Here is a 16,907-nt window from a genome sequence, read left to right as displayed (position 1 = left end):
ATGCACATCGACTGGGCGTCCCTCGGCTCCGTCTTCGGCGTCAGCCTCGCGGTGACCGTCGGCCTGGTGGGCCTGTTCACCCTCGGCATCGTCGGCCTCACCAAGCAGGAGGCCGCGGCTTCCGGCACCGCCGGCAGCGCGGCCCTGGCCCGCACCGGCGCGTACGCCTGCTTCGCGCTCTGCGCGGCGGCCGTCGCGTACGGGATCTTCTTGATCGTCGCCTGACCCGCGCGTGCTCGCGAACCGCTCTCCGGCTCCGCCGGGGGGCGGTTCGCTGTGTGTCTCGGCACACTCCCGCGCCGCAGGTCAACGGCAAGTTGACGGGTGTTCTCGCAGCGTGGTGGACTGCACCGGCCAGCTACGGCGGCAGAAGAGGAAGCCGGTGCGAATCCGGCGCGGTCCCGCCACTGTCACCGGGGAGCGATCCCCGCGAGCCAGGAACTCTCACCGCCGGTCACGTCGTACCAGGGCGCGGACACCCTGAGTGAGGACCCACCGCCATGCGCGCCTGCCTGTTGAGAAGTACCGCAGTTCCACGCGACGTCCTGGCGGGCTGATCCCGTGCCGGCCGATCGCAGTTTCGCGTACGGCGCCACCGCCGGACTCCTCGGCGACCTGCTGCTCGGCGATCCGCGCCGTGGGCATCCGGTCGCCGCGTTCGGGCGGGCGGCCGGGGCCGTCGAGCGCGTCCTGTGGCGCGACCACCGCGGGTGGGGCGCGCTGCACACCCTCGTGTGCGCGGGCGGCGCCGCGGGCGCCGCGACCCTCCTTTCCCGTGCCGTACGAGGCCGTCCCGCCGCGGCCGCCGCGCTGACCGCCGCCGCCACCTGGACGGTGATGGGCGGCACCTCGCTGGGCCGCGAGGCGCGGGCCATCGGCGGCGCGCTGGCCGCGGGCGACGTGGAGGTGGCCCGGGAGCGGCTGCCGCACCTGTGCGGGCGCGACCCGCAGTCCCTGGACGCGGACCAGATCGCCAGGGCCGTCGTCGAGTCGGTCGCCGAGAACACCTCGGACGCGGTCGTCGGCGCCCTGGTGTGGGGCGCGCTCGCCGGAGTGCCGGGTCTCGTGGGCTTCCGGGCGGTCAACACGCTGGACGCGATGGTCGGGCACAAGTCGGCCAAGTACCGCAGGTACGGCTGGGCTTCGGCGCGCCTGGACGATGTGGCGGGCTGGCCGGGTGCCCGGCTCACCGCCGTCCTCGCGGTGCTCGCGGGCCCGGACAAGAAGGGTGCGCTGCGCGCCTGGCGCGCCGATGCCGCCCGGCACCCCAGCCCCAACGCGGGCCCGGTCGAGGCCTCGTTCGCGGGGGCCCTCGGGGTGCGTCTTGGCGGCACGCTGTCGTACGCGGGGCGCGTCGAGCACCGGCCGGTCCTGAACGCACCGGGGCGGGCCGTCGAAGTCGCGGACATCGAGCGGGCGGTACGGCTCTCGCGCAGGGTGGGCTGGCTGACGCTGGCCACCGCCGTCGCGACGAGGGCCGCTGTGAGGAAGGGACGTACATGGGTGGCGGGCTGCTGATCGCGGGCACGACGTCGGATGCGGGCAAGAGCGTCGTCACGGCCGGCATCTGCCGCTGGCTGGTGCGCCAGGGCGTCAAGGTCGCGCCCTTCAAGGGGCAGAACATGTCGCTGAACTCGTTCGTCACGCGCGAGGGCGCGGAGATCGGGCGGGCGCAGGCGATGCAGGCGCAGGCCGCGCGCGTGGAGCCGACCGCGCTCATGAACCCGGTGCTGCTCAAGCCGGGGAGCGACCGTTCCAGCCAGGTCGTCCTGATGGGCAAGCCGGTGGGCGAGTTGAGCGCCCGCGGCTACCACGGGGGCCGCCAGCAGGCGCTGCTCGGCACCGTCCTGGAGTGCCTGGCCGAGCTGCGGGGCACATATGACGCCGTGATCTGCGAGGGGGCGGGCAGTCCGGCCGAGATCAATCTGCGGCGTACCGACATCGTCAACATGGGCATCGCGCGGGCCGCGCGGCTGCCCGTGGTCGTGGTCGGCGACATCGACAGGGGCGGCGTGTTCGCCTCGTTCTTCGGGACGACGGCGCTGCTGAGCCCCGAGGACCAGGCGCTGGTCGCGGGGTACGTCGTGAACAAGTTCCGGGGCGACGTGACGCTGTTGCACCCCGGCATCGAGATGCTGCGCGGCCTCACCGGCCGGCACACCTACGGGATCCTGCCGTACGCCCACGGCCTCGGCATCGACGAGGAGGACGGCCTCAGGGTCTCCATGCGCGGCGCCGTGCGGGAGTCCGTGGTGGCACCGCCGGTCGGCGAGGACGTGCTGCGCGTCGCGGTCTGCGCGGTGCCGCTGATGTCCAACTTCACCGACGTCGACGCACTCGCGGCCGAACCCGGCGTGGTCGTCCGCTTCGTGGACCGGCCCGAGGAACTCACCGACGCCGACCTGGTGGTGGTGCCGGGAACGCGCGGCACGGTCCGGGCATTGGAGTGGCTGAGGGAGCGGGGACTCGCGGCGGAGCTGGCGCGCCGGGCCGCCGAGGGGCGCCCGGTGCTCGGGATCTGCGGTGGCTTCCAGCTGCTCGGCGAGCACATCGAGGACGACGTCGAGTCGAAGGCGGGCTCGGTGCCCGGTCTCGGGCTGCTACCCGTGCGGGTGCGGTTCGCCGCCGAGAAGACCCTCGCGAGGCCGGTCGGCGAGGCCCTCGGCGAACGCGTCGAGGGGTACGAGATCCACCACGGCGTGGCCGAAGTCCTGGGCGGCGAGCCGTTCTTGGACGGCTGCCGCACCGGCGCTGTGTGGGGTACGCACTGGCACGGCTCGCTGGAGAGCGACGGCTTCCGGCGCCGGTTCCTGGAGCAGGTCGCGCGGGCCGCGGGGCGCCGGTTCGTGCCCGCGCCCGGCACGTCGTTCGGCGCGCTGCGCGAGGAGCAGCTGGACCGGCTGGGCGACCTGATCGAAGAACACGCGGACACCGGCGCCCTGTTGAGGCTGATCGAGCAGGGCCCGCCCGCCGGGCTGCCGTTCATCCCGCCGGGGGCGCCATGACCACCCCCGCGAGCCCGTGGCGTACAGCACTACTCGAAGGAGAGATCAGCACATGAGCACCCGGTATCCGTTCACCGCCGTCGTCGGCATGGACGACCTGCGCCTTGCGCTGCTCCTGAACGCGGTGAGCCCGGCCGTGGGCGGCGTCCTCGTCCGGGGTGAGAAGGGCACCGCGAAGAGCACGGCCGTCCGTGCCCTCGCGGACCTGCTGCCCGAGGTGGCGGTGGTGGCGGGCTGCCGCTTCAGCTGCGACCCCGCGGGGCCCGACGACCGGTGCCCGGACGGGCCGCACGAGGCCGGGCCGGGCGTCGCCCGCGCGGCGCGCATGGTCGAGCTTCCGGTGGGCGCATCCGAGGACCGTCTGGTGGGCGCCCTCGACATCGAGCGCGCGCTCGGCGAGGGCGTGAAGGCCTTCGAGCCGGGGCTGCTCGCGGACGCCCATCGCGGCATCCTGTACGTCGACGAGGTCAACCTGCTCCACGACCACCTCATCGACCTGCTGCTCGACGCCGCCGCGATGGGGTCCTCGTACGTGGAGCGCGAGGGCGTCTCGGTGCGGCACGCCGCGCGGTTCCTGCTGGTGGGGACGATGAACCCGGAAGAGGGCGAGCTGCGGCCGCAGTTGCTCGACCGGTTCGGGCTGACCGTCGAGGTCGCGGCCTCGCGGGAGCCCGAGCAGCGGGTGGAGGTCGTACGGCGCCGGCTGGCCCACGACGACGACCCGGTCGCGTTCGCCTCCCGCTGGGCCGCGGAGGAGGGCGCGCTGCGGGCCAGGATCGTGGCCGCGCGCGAGCTCCTGCCCTCCGTCGTGCTCGGGGACGCGGCGCTGCTCCAGATCGCCGCCACCTGCGCGGCGTTCGAGGTGGACGGCATGCGCGCCGACATCGTGATGGCGCGGACGGCGACGGCGCTGGCCGCCTGGGACGGGCGTACGGACGTGACGAGTGAGGACGTCCGGCAGGCCGCGCTGCTCGCTCTGCCGCACCGCCGCAGGCGAAACCCCTTCGATGCGCCGGGGCTCGACCAGGACAAGCTCGACGAGACGCTGGACCGGTTCAAGAACGACAACGCGCCCCCCGAGTCCCCCGAGTCCACCGAGTCCACCGAGTCCACCGAGTCCACCGAGTCCACCGGGAACGAGGACGACGACGATCCGGACCCGGGTCCCCAGGGGCCGGGCGGTCCCGGCGGGGGCGGGGGCATCCCGCCGCAGGGCGGTGCCCCCGACGGCGCGGCCGGGAGTCCCCAAGCCTCACAAGCCCCCGAGGTGCCGGAGACTTCCGGGGCCCCCTCCCCCGCCGGGCCCGGCGAGCGCGCGGCGGTGCAGGCCGCCGAGCCGTTCCGGACGAAGATGCTGAGCGTGCCCGGTCTTGGCGAGGGCGCGGCGGGCAGGCGTTCGCGGGCCCGTACCGAGCACGGCAGGACGACCGGTTCGCGGCGGCCCCAAGGGGCGCTCACCAAGCTGCACTTGGCGGCGACCGTGCAGGCCGCGGCCCCCCACCAGCGGGCGCGCGGCCGGTCGGGCCGCGGTCTGGTGGTGCGGCGGGACGATCTGCGCCAGGCCACCCGCGAGGGCCGCGAAGGCAATCTCGTGCTGTTCGTGGTGGACGCGTCGGGGTCGATGGCGGCCCGGCAGCGGATGAGCGCGGTCAAGGGGGCGGTGCTCTCGCTGCTGCTCGACGCCTACCAGCGGCGCGACAAGGTCGGTCTGATCACGTTCCGCGGCAAGGACGCGGAACTGGCGCTGCCGCCCACCTCGTCGGTGGACGCGGCGGCCGCCCGGCTCGCGACGCTGCCCACCGGCGGCCGCACCCCACTGGCGGCCGGGCTTTTGAAGGCGCACGACGTCCTGCGCGTGGAGCGGCTGCGCGATCCCTCGCGGCGGCCGCTGCTCGTGGTCGTCACCGACGGCCGGGCGACGGGCGGCCCCGAGCCGGTGGCGCTCGGCACCCGGGCCGCCCGGCTGCACGCCGCCGAGGGCACCGCGTCGGTGGTGGTGGACTGCGAGTCGGGGATGGTTCGGCTCGGGCTCGCGGGAGAGCTCGCGCGCGAACTGGGCGGCAGCGCCGTCACGTTGGACGAACTGCGGGCGGATTCCATCGCCGGTCTTGTCAAGGACGTACAGGGAACTTCGAGGAGGGCCGCTTAATGCCGCAGGGACAGGTCAGTGTCGTACCCGAGGACGGTCTGACGACGCGTCAGCGGCGTAACAGGCATCTGGTCATGGTGCACACGGGTGTCGGCAAGGGGAAGTCGACGGCCGCGTTCGGGATGGCGCTGCGCGCCTGGAACCAGGGCTGGCCCATCGGGGTGTTCCAGTTCGTGAAGTCGGCGAAGTGGAAGGTCGGCGAGGAGAACGCGCTGAAGGTGCTCGGGGCGTCCGGCGAGGGCGGCGCGGTGGACTGGCACAAGATGGGCGAGGGCTGGTCCTGGATCCAGCGGGAGCCCGCCGAGGGCGAGCCCAGCCACGAGGACAAGGCCCGCGAGGGCTGGGAGCAGGTCAAGCGCGACCTGGCGGCCGAGACGTACAAGTTCTACGTGCTCGACGAGTTCGCCTATCTGCTGCACTGGGGCTGGGTCGACGTCGAGGAGGTCGTCTCGGTGCTTCGCGACCGTCCGGGCACCCAGCACGTGGTCATCACCGGCCGCAACGCACCTGAGCAGCTGGTGGAGTTCGCGGATCTGGTGACGGACATGTCCAAGGTCAAGCACCCGATGGACGCCGGTCAGAAGGGCCAGCGGGGCATCGAGTGGTAGCACGTCTCGTCATCGCCGCCCCGTCGTCGGGCAGCGGGAAGACCACCGTCGCGACGGGGCTGATGGCCGCGTTCGCGCAGGCCGGGCTCGCGGTGTCGCCGCACAAGGTGGGCCCGGACTACATCGACCCCGGGTACCACTCGCTGGCGACCGGCCGCCCCGGCCGGAACCTGGACGCGTACATGTGCGGCCCCGAGCTCGTGGCCCCGCTGTTCGCGCACGGGGCGCGCGGCTGCGACCTCGCCGTGGTCGAAGGGGTAATGGGGCTGTACGACGGGGCGAGCGGCCTCGGTGAACTCGCCTCCACCGCCCAGGTGTCCAAGCTTCTGCGCGCCCCGGTGGTCCTCGTCGTGGACGCCTCCTCGCAGTCGCGGTCGGTGGCGGCGCTGGTGCACGGCTTCGTGTCCTTCGACCCACAGGTGCGGATCGGGGGCGTGATCCTGAACAAGGTGGGCTCGGATCGGCACGAGGCACTGCTGCGGGAGGCCATGGAGGACGTGGGGGTGCCGGTTCTCGGCGCCCTGCGCCGCGCCCCTCAGGTCGACACCCCGTCCCGCCACCTGGGCCTGGTACCGGTGGCGGAACGCCGGGCCGACGCGGTGGCCGCGGTGGCGGCGATGGCGGAGCAGGTGCGGGCGGGCTGCGATCTGGACGCGCTGCTCGCCCTGGCGCGGACGGCTCCGCCGCTGGGCGTGCAGCCGTGGGAGCCGGGGTCCGCACTCGGCCCCGACCAGTCGGCGCGGGGCTCCGCCGCCGCCCTTCGGGCTCAGCGAAATCCAGCCCCTCCGGCGTTTGAGGAGGGAGGGTCCGGGGGCAAAGCCCCGGGTTCGGGGAGGAACGGGGTGGGGACGGCCCCGGCACGGCGGCCCGTCGTCGCCGTCGCGGGCGGCTCCGCGTTCACGTTCTCCTACGCCGAGCACACCGAGCTCTTGGCCGCCGCCGGCGCGGAGGTCGTCACCTTCGACCCGCTCCGGGACGAGCAACTCCCACCCGGCACCGGCGGGTTGGTGATAGGCGGCGGCTTTCCCGAGGTGTACGCGGCCGAGCTGTCCGCCAACGAACGGCTCCGCAAGGCCGTCGCCGAGCTCGCCCGCTCGGGCGCGCCCGTGGCCGCCGAGTGCGCGGGCCTGCTCTATCTGGCGCGCTCCCTCGACGGGCAGCCCATGTGCGGGGTGCTCGACGCCGACGCTCGCATGTCGGGCCGCCTCACCCTCGGCTACCGGGAGGCAGTCGCGGTGCGCGACAACAGCCTGGCCGTCGCGGGTACCCGGCTGCGCGGCCACGAGTTCCACCGCACCGTCATCGAGCCGGGCGCGGGAGCCACCCCCGCCTGGGGTCTGGTGCACCCGGAGCGCCGGGTCGAGGGCTTCGTGCAGGGCGGCGTGCACGCGAGCTACCTGCACACCCACTGGGCGGCCCGCCCCGAGGTGGCCCGCCGCTTCACCGAGGGCTGCGCGGGATGACACGCTCAGCCCGCGATGCCCACCACCAGCCAGATGAATCCCACGCCCGCGACCGTGAACAGCAGCGTCGACAGCGCGGGGTGGTCGTGGTGGGCCTCTGGGAGGATCTCGGCGGCAGCCAGATAGAGGAGCACGCCGCCGAAGAAGCCCAGATAGCTGCCGAGCAGCTGCGCCGGAAGGGTGAAGAGCAGCGTCGAGGCGGCGCCCACCATCGGGGCCAGCGCATCGGCGACCAGCATCGCCACCGCCTTGCGCCTCTCGTTCCCGTACAGGCTGGTGATCGTGTACGTGTTGAAGCCGTCGGCGAAGTCGTGGGTGATCACGGCGAGGGCCACGGCGACGCCCATGCCGCCGCCCACCTGGAAGGCCGCGCCGATCGCGACGCCGTCCATCAGACTGTGTCCGACCATCGCGGACGCGGCCGTGAGGCCGACCTGCGGAACCCTTTCGTCGCCCGCTCCGTGTGCCGCCTGGCGGACCGCGAGTACCCGCTCCACGACGTGCGCGAACAGGAAGCCGCCGACGAACAGGAGCAGCGCCCGCGGCACCCCGAAGACGTCGTCGCCGGCCGCGTCCAGGGCCTCCGGCAGCAGGTCGAGCCCGACCACGCCGAGCATGAGCCCGCCGGCGAGGCCGAGCACGAGGTGGCGCCGGTCGGTGACCCGCTGGGCGGTCCAGCCGCCCACCAGGGTCATCAGGAACGCGCCGAGCGCGACGATTACCGCCATGCGCCCTTGCTAACCGACGCGGCCCCTACTCCGCACGTCCACCTTTTCCCCCGCCGCGGTACCAGAGCGGCCTGAGAGGAACCAGCCATGGCCGACGACGCCACCCGCGGCACACCCGCCCCCGCCCCGCAGGACGCCGGGGCCCCGCTCGTCGTGGGGGTCGGCGCCTCGAAGGGGGTCTCGGCCGACGAGGTGCTCGGCCTGATCGGGGCCGCGCTCGCGGACGCGGGTCTCGACGGGTGCGCCGTCGCCGCGCTAGCCACGGTGGACGGCAAATCGCGGGAGCCGGGCATCGTGCGGGCCGCGGCGAAGCTCGGGGTGCCGATCGTCTCGTACGGAGCCGATGAGCTGGCGGCGGTAGGGGTGCCGCGCGGCTCGCAGGCGGTACTGGCCGCCGTCGCGACCCCTTCCGTGGCGGAGGCCGCCGCGCTGGCCGGGGGCGGCGAACTGCTCGTGCCCAAGCGGAAGTCGAGCCCGGCGGGCCGGCCCGCGATGGCGACCTGCGCGATCGTACGACGCCGCCCAGCCGCCCCGCGGAACGCCGGGGCGCCTTCCGAAGCCGAACACGATCTGCGGCATCACGGTGACGCCGAAGTACGTGACGGTGGGGGCGAGTTGACGGATCTCGCGGTCAATGTCCGCACGGGCACGCCCCCGGTCTGGCTGCGGGAGCGCATCGCCGATTCGCTGACCGGGCTCGCCGCCTACCCGGACGGCCGGGCGGCCCGCGCGGCGGTGGCCGACCGGCACGGGTTGCCGGTGGAGCGGGTGCTCCTGACGGCGGGCGCCGCGGAGGCCTTCGTCCTGCTGGCCCGTTCCCTGACGTTTCGTCAGCCTGTGGTGGTGCACCCGCAGTTCACGGAGCCGGAGGCGGCACTGCGCGATGCGGGGCACGAGGTGCGGCGGGTGCTGCTGCGGGCCGAGGACGGTTTCCGGCTGGACCCCGCGGCCGTGCCGGACGACGCGGACCTGGTGGTGGTCGGCAATCCGACGAATCCCACGTCCGTGCTGCACCCGGCCGACACACTGGCCCGACTCGCGCGCCCGGGGCGGGTGTTGGTGGTGGACGAGGCGTTCATGGACGCGGTGCCGGGCGAGCGCGAGGCCCTCGCGGGGCGCACCGACCTTCCCGGTCTGGTCGTACTGCGCAGCCTGACCAAGACGTGGGGGCTCGCCGGGCTGCGGATCGGTTACGTACTGGCCGGACCCGAAACGATCGCCGCACTCCAGCGGGCCCAGCCGCTGTGGCCGGTGTCGACTTTGGCGCTGGTCGCGGCGGGCGCCTGCGTGGAGCCCCACGCGCTGGCGGAGGCCGAGGCCGCGGCGGTGCGGATCGCCGAGGACCGGGCCCATCTCCTGGCGGGGCTCGGGGAGTTCGAGGACGTCCTGACGGTGGAACCGGCCGAAGGCCCGTTCGTCCTGATGCGCGTCGAGGGTGCGGCGGAGGTCAGGGAGCGGCTGCGCGGTCTCGGTTTCGCCGTCCGGCGCGGCGACACGTTCCCGGGCCTCGGTCCCGACTGGCTGCGCCTCGCGGTCCGCGACCGCACCACCACCAACCGCTTCCTCCAGGCCCTGGACCAGGCGCTGACCCTGACCGGGCGCTGAAGGGGCGGCGGACAAGCGCACGAGGCCGAGCGCTGGGCGGTCCCGTCCGGGAGCCCTTTCGGGCCTCCGGCCGAGACCGCCCTGTGCAAGCCCGGCGCGCCACCGCGCCCCCGAAGGGGCGCGGGAACCGCGCCACAAGACACGGTCAACCGCGGCCGGGCGAGCCCCCCTCCCCGCGGAGCGCCTACTCTGCGCGGCCGCCCCGCGCCCGGGTCAGGACCAGCGCGCCCGCGCCGCCCACCAGCAGGACCGCCGCGCCACCGGCGAGGTACGGCGTGGCCGAACTCCCCCCCGTCTGCGCGAGCTTGGTGTCCGCGGCGCCGCTCTGCGCCTTCACATCCGTACCGGCCGGAGCCTTCGCCGGGGCGCCCTTGGCCACGGTGCCGCCCTGTGCCGGCGGTTCGGGCGCCTTGGGCGTCTCGCAGGTCGCTTCGGCGAGGGTGACCTCGCCCTTGACGTCGGCGACGTTCAGATGGAGCGGGTTGACCGACACCTTCAGCTGAAGGGCGACGGCCGCGGCGGTGCGCGACGTCGTCGTGGTCTTCGACAGGTCGAGGGTGACCTCGCCGACCCCCGGTACCTGCACGCGCGTGGTGCCGCCGGACGACAGGGTGACCTTGCGCCCGAGCACGGTCACCGCGCCCAGCACATTGGACTGGGCGACCGGCGCCCGGCCCGCCTCGCAGACCGCGCTGGACGTCACTTCGCCGACCTCCACCAGGGAGAGCAGCGGCAGCCCCGGCACATGCAGCCGGGCGTTGACGAGCCGGGTGGAGCCCGCCGCCTTCTTCGCGTCGGCGCTCGCCCTGGCCGTGGCGACGTCCGCCTTCAGCACATCGACGGGCCGGCCGCCGCCGACCGCGTCGAGCTTCACGGTCAGCGCGGTCCTGTCGGCGCCGGCCGGCGCCTGTACCTCGTTGAGCGTGGCCTTGAGCGGTACGTCGACGGCCTTGTTGAGCAGGGAGACGTCGAGCCCGGTGCGCAGCACGACGGCACTGGCCCGGCCCCCGCTGTCGCCCGGTCCGCCGGTGGCTCGCGCCGGCGCCGCGAGCAGCAGCGGTCCGGCGGCGAGCGCCACACAGGCCGCGATCCGGGCGGAGCGGCGGCCGAGGGGACGACAGGCGGCCGGACCGGGTGCGGGCAGGCGGAAGTTGTTGCTGTTCAAAATGGTGGAACCCCCACTGGAGACATGACTGTCCGGGCGCCCGCCACGGGGACTCGTGGGACTCCTGCGAATCACGGGGCGCGCCTGCGACTTGAGACACCGGAATCTTTACGCACTGAGAGTGAACTGACAGTAGCGTGGCGTGAGTTCACCCCAAAGGGTGGTTTCCGTGCCTGTATTCGATTCTTCCGGCACAGGAGTTCCCGCTCGTCACCGCCACCCCGGGCCGCACCCCCTACGCCACCCCACCACCCGGCGTACGCATGAAAGTGCTCAACGAATCGGCACGCCACGCGTAACGCCCGGTCAACCGCGAGTTCTCCGGCGAGCCCGACCCCGCGCTCGCCCCGCTCAGCCCGCTGACCGACCGGACCGGCCTGGGCCACGGGCCGACCTGACCGACCGGCGGGGTACGCCGCCAAATCGCCCCGCCGCAGCGGGAGTTGGCCGCCCGTCAGCCCACCACGCGTCCGTTGAGCACGATCCGGCTCGGCGCCGCGAGGGCCCGCACGTCCACGCGCGGGTCCTGGTCGTAGACCACCAGGTCGGCCGGGGCTCCCTCGTCGAGCCCCGGGCGCCCCAGCCAGGACCGGGCGCCCCAGGCCGTCGCGGAGAGCGCGTCGAGCGCCGGGATGCCCGCCTTGACGAGTTCGGCGACCTCGGCCGCGACCAGGCCGTGGGCGAGCGAGCCGCCCGCGTCCGTACCGACGAAGACGGGCACCCCCGCGTCGTACGCCGAGCGCACCGTGTCGTAGCGGCGCTCGTACAGCCGCCGCATATGGGCCGACCACAGCGGGAACTTGGCCTCGCCGCCGTCCGCGAGGTGCGGGAACGTGGCGATGTTGACCAGCGTCGGGACGATCGCGACGCCGCGCTCGGCGAACAGCGGAATGGTGTCCTCGGTCAGCCCCGTGGCGTGCTCGATGCAGTCGATGCCCGCCTCGACCAGGTCCCTGAGCGAGTCCTCGGCGAAGCAGTGTGCGGTGACCCGGGCGCCCAGCCGGTGGGCCTCGGCGATCGCGGCCTCCACCTCGCCACGCGGCCAGCAGGCGCCCAGGTCGCCGGTGTCGCGGTCGATCCAGTCGCCGACCAGCTTGACCCAGCCGTCGCCGCGCCGCGCCTCGCGGGCGACGTACGCCACGAGATCGCCGGGCTCGATCTCGTGGGCGTAGTTGCGGATGTAGCGGCGGATGCGCGCGATGTGGCGGCCCGCCCGGATGATCTTCGGCAGGTCCTCGCGGTGGTCGATCCAGCGGGTGTCGGAGGGCGAACCCGCGTCGCGCACCAGCAGGGTCCCGGCGTCGCGGTCGGTGAGGGCCTGCTTCTCGCTCACCTCGTCCGGCACCGGCCCGTGCCGGTCGAGACCGACGTGGCAGTGCGCGTCGACCAGGCCGGGCAGCACCCAGCCGGTGAGGGTGAGGGCCTCGCCCGGAGGCCGCTCGTAGGTGATCCGCCCGTCGACCGCCCACAGCTCGTCCCGAACGTCCTCGGGTCCGGCGAGGACGCGCCCCTTCACATGCAGCACCGTGCGATCGCTCATGGTCAGCACTGTACGAGGCGCTGGGTAGTCTCCATCCAGAGGATCGAACACCCGACTTGGCCCCCGACCCGACCGAAGAAGGCATCGCCGTGACACACCCGCTCCTGGACCTGGCCCCGCTGACCGCCGACCACTTCGCGGCGATCGAGCGACGGGTGGCCGTCCTGCTCGGCACCGAGCAGAACGTGGTGATCATGCAGGGCGAGGCGCTGCTCCCCCTGGAGGGCTGTATCCGGGGCGCCGCGCACCCCGGCTCCACGGCGCTCAACGTCGTGACCGGTCCCTACGGGCAGACCTTCGGGAACTGGCTGCGTGACTGCGGGGCCGAGGTGATCGATCTGGAGGTGCCGTTCCACACCGCGGTCACCGCCGAGCAGATCGACCGCTCGCTCACCGAGCACCCGGAGATCGATTTCGTTTCGCTCGTGCACGCGGAGGCGGCGACCGGCAATACGAACCCGGTCGCGGAGATCGGCGAGGTCGTACGCCGGCACGGCGCCCTGTTCATGCTGGACGCGGTGGCGTCGGTGGCCGCCGAGCCTCTTCGTCCGGACGCCTGGGGCGTGGACCTGTGTGTGATCGGCGCACAGAAGGCGATGGGCGGCCCGGCCGGGGTGTCGGCCGTATCGGTCAGTGCCCGCGCCTGGGAGCGCATCGCCGCGAACCCGAACGCGCCGCGCCACTCCTACCTCTCGCTCCTGGACTGGAAGCAGCGCTGGATCGACGGCGGCCGCAAGGCCCTGCTGCACGCGCCCGCCCAGCTGGAGATGCTGGCGTTCGAAGCCTGTGTGGAGCGCATCGAGTCCGAGGGCCTGGCGGCGGTGATGGCCCGGCACGCTTCGGCGGCCGCCGCGACCCGGGCGGGTGCGCTCGCGCTGGGCGGCGGGCTCGCGCCGTACGTCCACGAGGCCGTCGACGCCGCCCCGGTGGCCACGACCCTGCGGGTCCCCGAGGCGGTCGACGCCCGCGAGCTGGTCGCGAAGGCGCTCGCCTCGGACCCCTCGCTGCCGCTGATCGCGGGCGGCGGCGCGCTGTCCGCGACGATGATCCGGGTCAACCACTACGGCGTGGACGCCACCCGGGGTGCGGTCCAGTCCTCGCTCGCGGCGCTGGGGGCGGCGCTCGGCGAGCACGGCGTGGCGGTGGACCTGGACGCTGCCCGCAGGGCCGTCTCCGAAACCTGGTGACACTTTTCCGGCGACCCTCCGGCGCGTAAAGCACAACTGAATTCCGCAAAACGTTCCACATAACGGGAAGCTGCTTATCCACCGCAGCTTCCCGTTTTCTTCTGCCCCGACTTCCCGACCTCAAACACAAAGATTTCAACAAGGTTCCCGAGGTGTCACAGGGGTGTGATCGACTCCACAACCCGACCCTTTTGTCCGGTAATTACCGGACAAATCGGATCGCGCGCATGCTCGCGTGATAACACAGAACCTCTCTTTGCACACCCCCTGACGGGAATGCGATTTCAATTTCCGATCGGTAAATTCCCTCGGCATGACCGCCGCCCAAACAGCAGTCCAAATCGAAAGCCCACGAGTGGAGGACGGAGCCGCAATCTGGCGCATAGCCCGTGACTCCGAGGTGCTCGACCTCAACTCCTCGTACAGCTATCTGCTCTGGTGCCGCGACTTCGCCCGGACCTCCGTGGTGGCCCGGGGCGAGGCCGGCGAGCCGATCGCGTTCGTCACCGGCTACGTACGGCCGGAGCGGCCGGACACGCTGGTCGTCTGGCAGGTCGCCGTCGACCACGCCCACCGGGGCCGGGGGCTTGCAGGACTGCTGCTGGAGGCGCTGACCGCGAAGGTGACCGGCTCGCACGGGATCACCCGCCTCGAAACGACGGTGTCGCCGGACAACACCCCTTCCGACCGGCTGTTCACCTCGTACGCCCAGCGGCGCGGTGCCCTGCTCAGCCGTGAACTCCTCTTCGATGCCGGGCTGTTCCCCGACGACGGGCACCAACCCGAGGTCCTCTACCGCATCGGCCCCCTCCACCCCCAGGGAGAATCGCTGTGACCATCACCCCGCCCGCCCTCAGTGTCTTCGAGTCGCTCGAATCGGAGGTGCGCAGCTACTGCCGCGGCTGGCCCGCCGTGTTCGACCGTGCGCAGGGTGCCCGCCTCACCGACGAGGACGGCCACAGCTACCTGGACTTCTTCGCCGGCGCCGGCTCACTCAACTACGGCCACAACAACCCCGTACTGAAACGGGCGTTGATCGACTACATCGAGCGGGACGGCATCACGCACGGCCTGGACATGGCGACCACCGCGAAACGCGCGTTCCTTGAGACCTTCCAGAACGTCATCCTGCGGCCGCGCGACCTGCCGTACAAGGTGATGTTCCCGGGCCCGACCGGCACCAACGCGGTCGAGGCCGCGCTGAAGCTGGCCCGCAAGGTCAAGGGCCGCGAGTCGATCGTCTCCTTCACCAACGCCTTCCACGGCATGTCGCTCGGCTCGCTCGCGGTGACCGGCAACGCCTTCAAGCGGGCCGGGGCCGGCATCCCGCTGGTGCACGGCACGCCCATGCCGTTCGACAACTACCTCGACGGCCGGGTGCCCGACTTCCTGTGGTTCGAGCGCCTGTTGGAGGACCAGGGCTCCGGCCTCAACAAGCCGGCCGCCGTGATCGTGGAGACCGTGCAGGGCGAGGGCGGCATCAACGTGGCTCGGACCGAGTGGCTGCGCGCGCTCGCCGATCTGTGCCGGCGCCGCGACATGCTGCTCATCGTCGACGACATCCAGATGGGCTGCGGTCGCACCGGCGCCTTCTTCTCCTTCGAGGAGGCGGGCATCGTGCCGGACATCGTCACCGTCTCGAAGTCGATCAGCGGCTACGGCCTGCCCATGTCGCTCTGCCTGTTCAAGGGCGAGCTCGACGTGTGGGAGCCCGGCGAGCACAACGGCACCTTCCGCGGCAACAACCCGGCGTTCGTCACCGCGACCGCCGCGCTCGACGCGTACTGGGCCGACGGCCAGATGGAGAAGCACACCCTGGCGCGCGGCGAGCAGATCGAGCAGGCGCTGCTCGCGCTGTGCACCGAACACGTCCGGCTCGGTGCGAGCTACCGGGGCCGCGGCCTGGTCTGGGGCCTGGAGTTCGCCGACCCGGCCCGCGCCTCCGAGGTCTGCGCCCGCGCCTTCGAGCTGGGGCTGCTCCTGGAGACCTCGGGTCCCCAGAGCGAGGTGGTCAAGCTGCTGCCGCCGCTGACCATCACGCCCGAGGAGCTGGACGAGGGGCTGCGGTCGCTGGCCCGCGCGGTCGCCGCGACCGTCTGAGCTCCCACCCGCACCCCACCGACGTACACCGAAAGGGATCAACTCACCGTGATTGTCCGATCGTTCAAGGACATCGAGAACACCGACCGCCATGTCAAGGCCGCCTCCGGCACCTGGGAGAGCAAGCGGATCGTCCTCGCGAAGGAGAAGGTCGGCTTCTCCCTGCACGAGACCGTGCTGTACGCGGGCACCGAGACGGCCATGTGGTACGCCAACCACATCGAGGCGGTGCTGTGCACCGAGGGTGAGGCCGAGCTCACCAACGAGGAGACCGGCGAGACCCACTGGATCGCGCCCGGCACGATGTACCTTCTGGACGGCCACGAGCGCCACACCCTGCGCCCCAAGACCGACTTCCGCTGCGTCTGCGTCTTCAATCCCCCCGTCACCGGACGGGAGGACCACGACGAGAACGGCGTCTACCCCCTGCTGACCGAACCCGAGGAGGGCTGACCATGACCGCCCAGGATCTGTACCCCACGCGTGGCACCGCCGAGGTGATCACCCCCCGCCAGGACCCGGTCGTCTGGGGACCGGCCGCCGGGCTCGAATCGTACGAGCGGGACGGCTTCCTCGCGATCGAGGACCTGCTCACCGACGACGAGGTCGCGGTCTACCGCTCGGAACTTGAGCGATTGATCGTCGATCCTTCCGTTCGTGCCGATGAGCGGTCGATCATCGAGCCGCAGTCGCAGTCCGTGCGGTCGGTCTTCGAGGTGCACCGGATCAGTGAGCTCTTCGCCCAACTGGTCCGCGACGAGCGGGTCGTGGGCACGGCCCGCCGGATCCTCGGCTCGGACGTCTACGTCCACCAGTCGCGCATCAACGTCAAGCCGGGCTTCGGCGCCTCGGGCTTCTACTGGCACTCGGACTTCGAGACCTGGCACGCCGAGGACGGTCTGCCGCACATGCGCACGGTCTCCGTGTCGATCGCGCTGACCGAGAACCACGACACCAACGGCGGCCTGATGATCATGCCCGGCTCGCACCGGGACTTCCTCGGCTGCGCGGGCGCCACCCCGAAGGACAACTACAAGAAGTCCCTGCAGATGCAGGACGCGGGGACGCCGTCCGACGAGGCGCTCACGAAGATGGCCGACCGGCACGGCATCCGGCTGTTCACCGGCCGCGCGGGCTCGGCGACCTGGTTCGACTGCAACGCCATGCACGGCTCCGGGGACAACATCACCCCGTACCCGCGCAGCAACGTCTTCATCGTGTTCAACAGCGTGGAGAACGCGGCGGTCGAGCCGTTCGCGGCTCCGATCCGCCGCCCGGAGTTCATCGGGGCGAGGGACTTCACGCCGGTGCGGTGAGCGCACCCGGCGAAAGGGGCGGCAGACGGGCAGGGAGTTCC

General features: G+C 72.6%; 15 protein-coding genes and 1 riboswitch. Of the genes, 12 read left to right on the top strand and 3 right to left on the bottom strand.

Annotation, left to right across the window (positions count from 1 at the left end; all coding sequences use genetic code 11):
* From OG522_RS28500 to OG522_RS28475, 6 genes are all read left to right on the top strand, one after another.
* A complete protein-coding gene (locus tag OG522_RS28500) occupies positions 1-225 on the top strand; it encodes a hypothetical protein (protein ID WP_329465878.1) in 225 nt (74 codons plus the stop codon).
* A 99-nt stretch (positions 226-324) separates the two neighbouring features.
* Positions 325-463, top strand: a riboswitch (cobalamin riboswitch).
* A 98-nt stretch (positions 464-561) separates the two neighbouring features.
* Positions 562-1,518, top strand: a complete 957-nt coding sequence (locus OG522_RS28495; protein ID WP_329465877.1) for a cobalamin biosynthesis protein — start codon at positions 562-564, stop codon at positions 1,516-1,518.
* Positions 1,500-3,005: a cobyric acid synthase gene (locus tag OG522_RS28490; protein WP_329465876.1), complete on the top strand. Its 1,506-nt coding sequence runs from the start codon at positions 1,500-1,502 to the stop codon at positions 3,003-3,005. The genes OG522_RS28495 and OG522_RS28490 overlap by 19 nt, the downstream gene beginning before the upstream one ends.
* A gap of 52 nt (positions 3,006-3,057) precedes the next feature.
* Positions 3,058-5,154, top strand: a complete 2,097-nt coding sequence (locus tag OG522_RS28485; RefSeq protein ID WP_329465875.1) for a putative cobaltochelatase — start codon at positions 3,058-3,060, stop codon at positions 5,152-5,154.
* Positions 5,154-5,762 (top strand): cob(I)yrinic acid a,c-diamide adenosyltransferase, encoded by a 609-nt coding sequence (gene cobO / locus OG522_RS28480; RefSeq protein ID WP_329465874.1) that lies wholly within the window; start codon positions 5,154-5,156, stop codon positions 5,760-5,762. Before OG522_RS28485 ends, cobO begins: the two co-directional genes overlap by 1 nt.
* The gene (locus OG522_RS28475; RefSeq protein ID WP_329465873.1) at positions 5,756-7,225 is read left to right on the top strand and encodes a cobyrinate a,c-diamide synthase; all 1,470 of its coding nucleotides are present in this window, start codon (positions 5,756-5,758) and stop codon (positions 7,223-7,225) included. The genes cobO and OG522_RS28475 overlap by 7 nt, the downstream gene beginning before the upstream one ends.
* A gap of 5 nt (positions 7,226-7,230) precedes the next feature.
* On the opposite strand, the gene OG522_RS28470 is transcribed toward OG522_RS28475, so the two are convergent.
* Entirely contained in the window at positions 7,231-7,953 is a 723-nt protein-coding gene (locus OG522_RS28470) for a ZIP family metal transporter (protein WP_329465872.1), read from the bottom strand.
* Between the two features lie 87 nt (positions 7,954-8,040).
* Between OG522_RS28470 and cobC the strand changes: the two genes are divergently transcribed.
* Positions 8,041-9,558: an Rv2231c family pyridoxal phosphate-dependent protein CobC gene (cobC, locus tag OG522_RS28465; RefSeq protein WP_329465871.1), complete on the top strand. Its 1,518-nt coding sequence runs from the start codon at positions 8,041-8,043 to the stop codon at positions 9,556-9,558.
* A 184-nt stretch (positions 9,559-9,742) separates the two neighbouring features.
* On the opposite strand, the gene OG522_RS28460 is transcribed toward cobC, so the two are convergent.
* On the bottom strand, positions 9,743-10,723 hold the full coding sequence (locus OG522_RS28460; protein WP_443074758.1) for an SCO1860 family LAETG-anchored protein: 981 nt from the start codon (positions 10,721-10,723) through the stop codon (positions 9,743-9,745).
* Positions 10,724-11,177: 454 nt separating this feature from the next.
* Positions 11,178-12,263, bottom strand: coding sequence for an amidohydrolase family protein (locus OG522_RS28455; protein WP_329465870.1), 1,086 nt, complete (start codon positions 12,261-12,263; stop codon positions 11,178-11,180).
* Positions 12,264-12,352: 89 nt separating this feature from the next.
* Here OG522_RS28455 and OG522_RS28450 point away from each other — a divergent pair, with 89 nt between their 5' ends.
* The 5 genes from OG522_RS28450 (at position 12,353) to thpD (ending at position 16,866) form a co-directional block, all read left to right on the top strand.
* Positions 12,353-13,450: a pyridoxal-phosphate-dependent aminotransferase family protein gene (locus OG522_RS28450; protein ID WP_329465869.1), complete on the top strand. Its 1,098-nt coding sequence runs from the start codon at positions 12,353-12,355 to the stop codon at positions 13,448-13,450.
* Positions 13,451-13,763: 313 nt separating this feature from the next.
* Positions 13,764-14,285, top strand: a complete 522-nt coding sequence (gene ectA / locus OG522_RS28445) for a diaminobutyrate acetyltransferase (protein ID WP_329465868.1) — start codon at positions 13,764-13,766, stop codon at positions 14,283-14,285.
* Entirely contained in the window at positions 14,282-15,550 is a 1,269-nt protein-coding gene (ectB, locus tag OG522_RS28440) for a diaminobutyrate--2-oxoglutarate transaminase (protein WP_329465867.1), read from the top strand. Before ectA ends, ectB begins: the two co-directional genes overlap by 4 nt.
* Before the next feature lie 48 nt (positions 15,551-15,598).
* Positions 15,599-16,003, top strand: coding sequence for an ectoine synthase (locus tag OG522_RS28435; RefSeq protein WP_329465866.1), 405 nt, complete (start codon positions 15,599-15,601; stop codon positions 16,001-16,003).
* A 2-nt stretch (positions 16,004-16,005) separates the two neighbouring features.
* Positions 16,006-16,866, top strand: a complete 861-nt coding sequence (gene thpD, locus OG522_RS28430) for an ectoine hydroxylase (RefSeq protein WP_329465865.1) — start codon at positions 16,006-16,008, stop codon at positions 16,864-16,866.
* Positions 16,867-16,907 lie beyond the last annotated feature (41 nt).

The sequence above is a fragment of the Streptomyces sp. NBC_01431 genome, from assembly GCF_036231355.1.
GTDB lineage: Bacteria > Actinomycetota > Actinomycetes > Streptomycetales > Streptomycetaceae > Streptomyces.
Note: the sequence above shows the minus strand (reverse complement) of the source record. Positions and strands in the feature narration are given on the sequence as shown.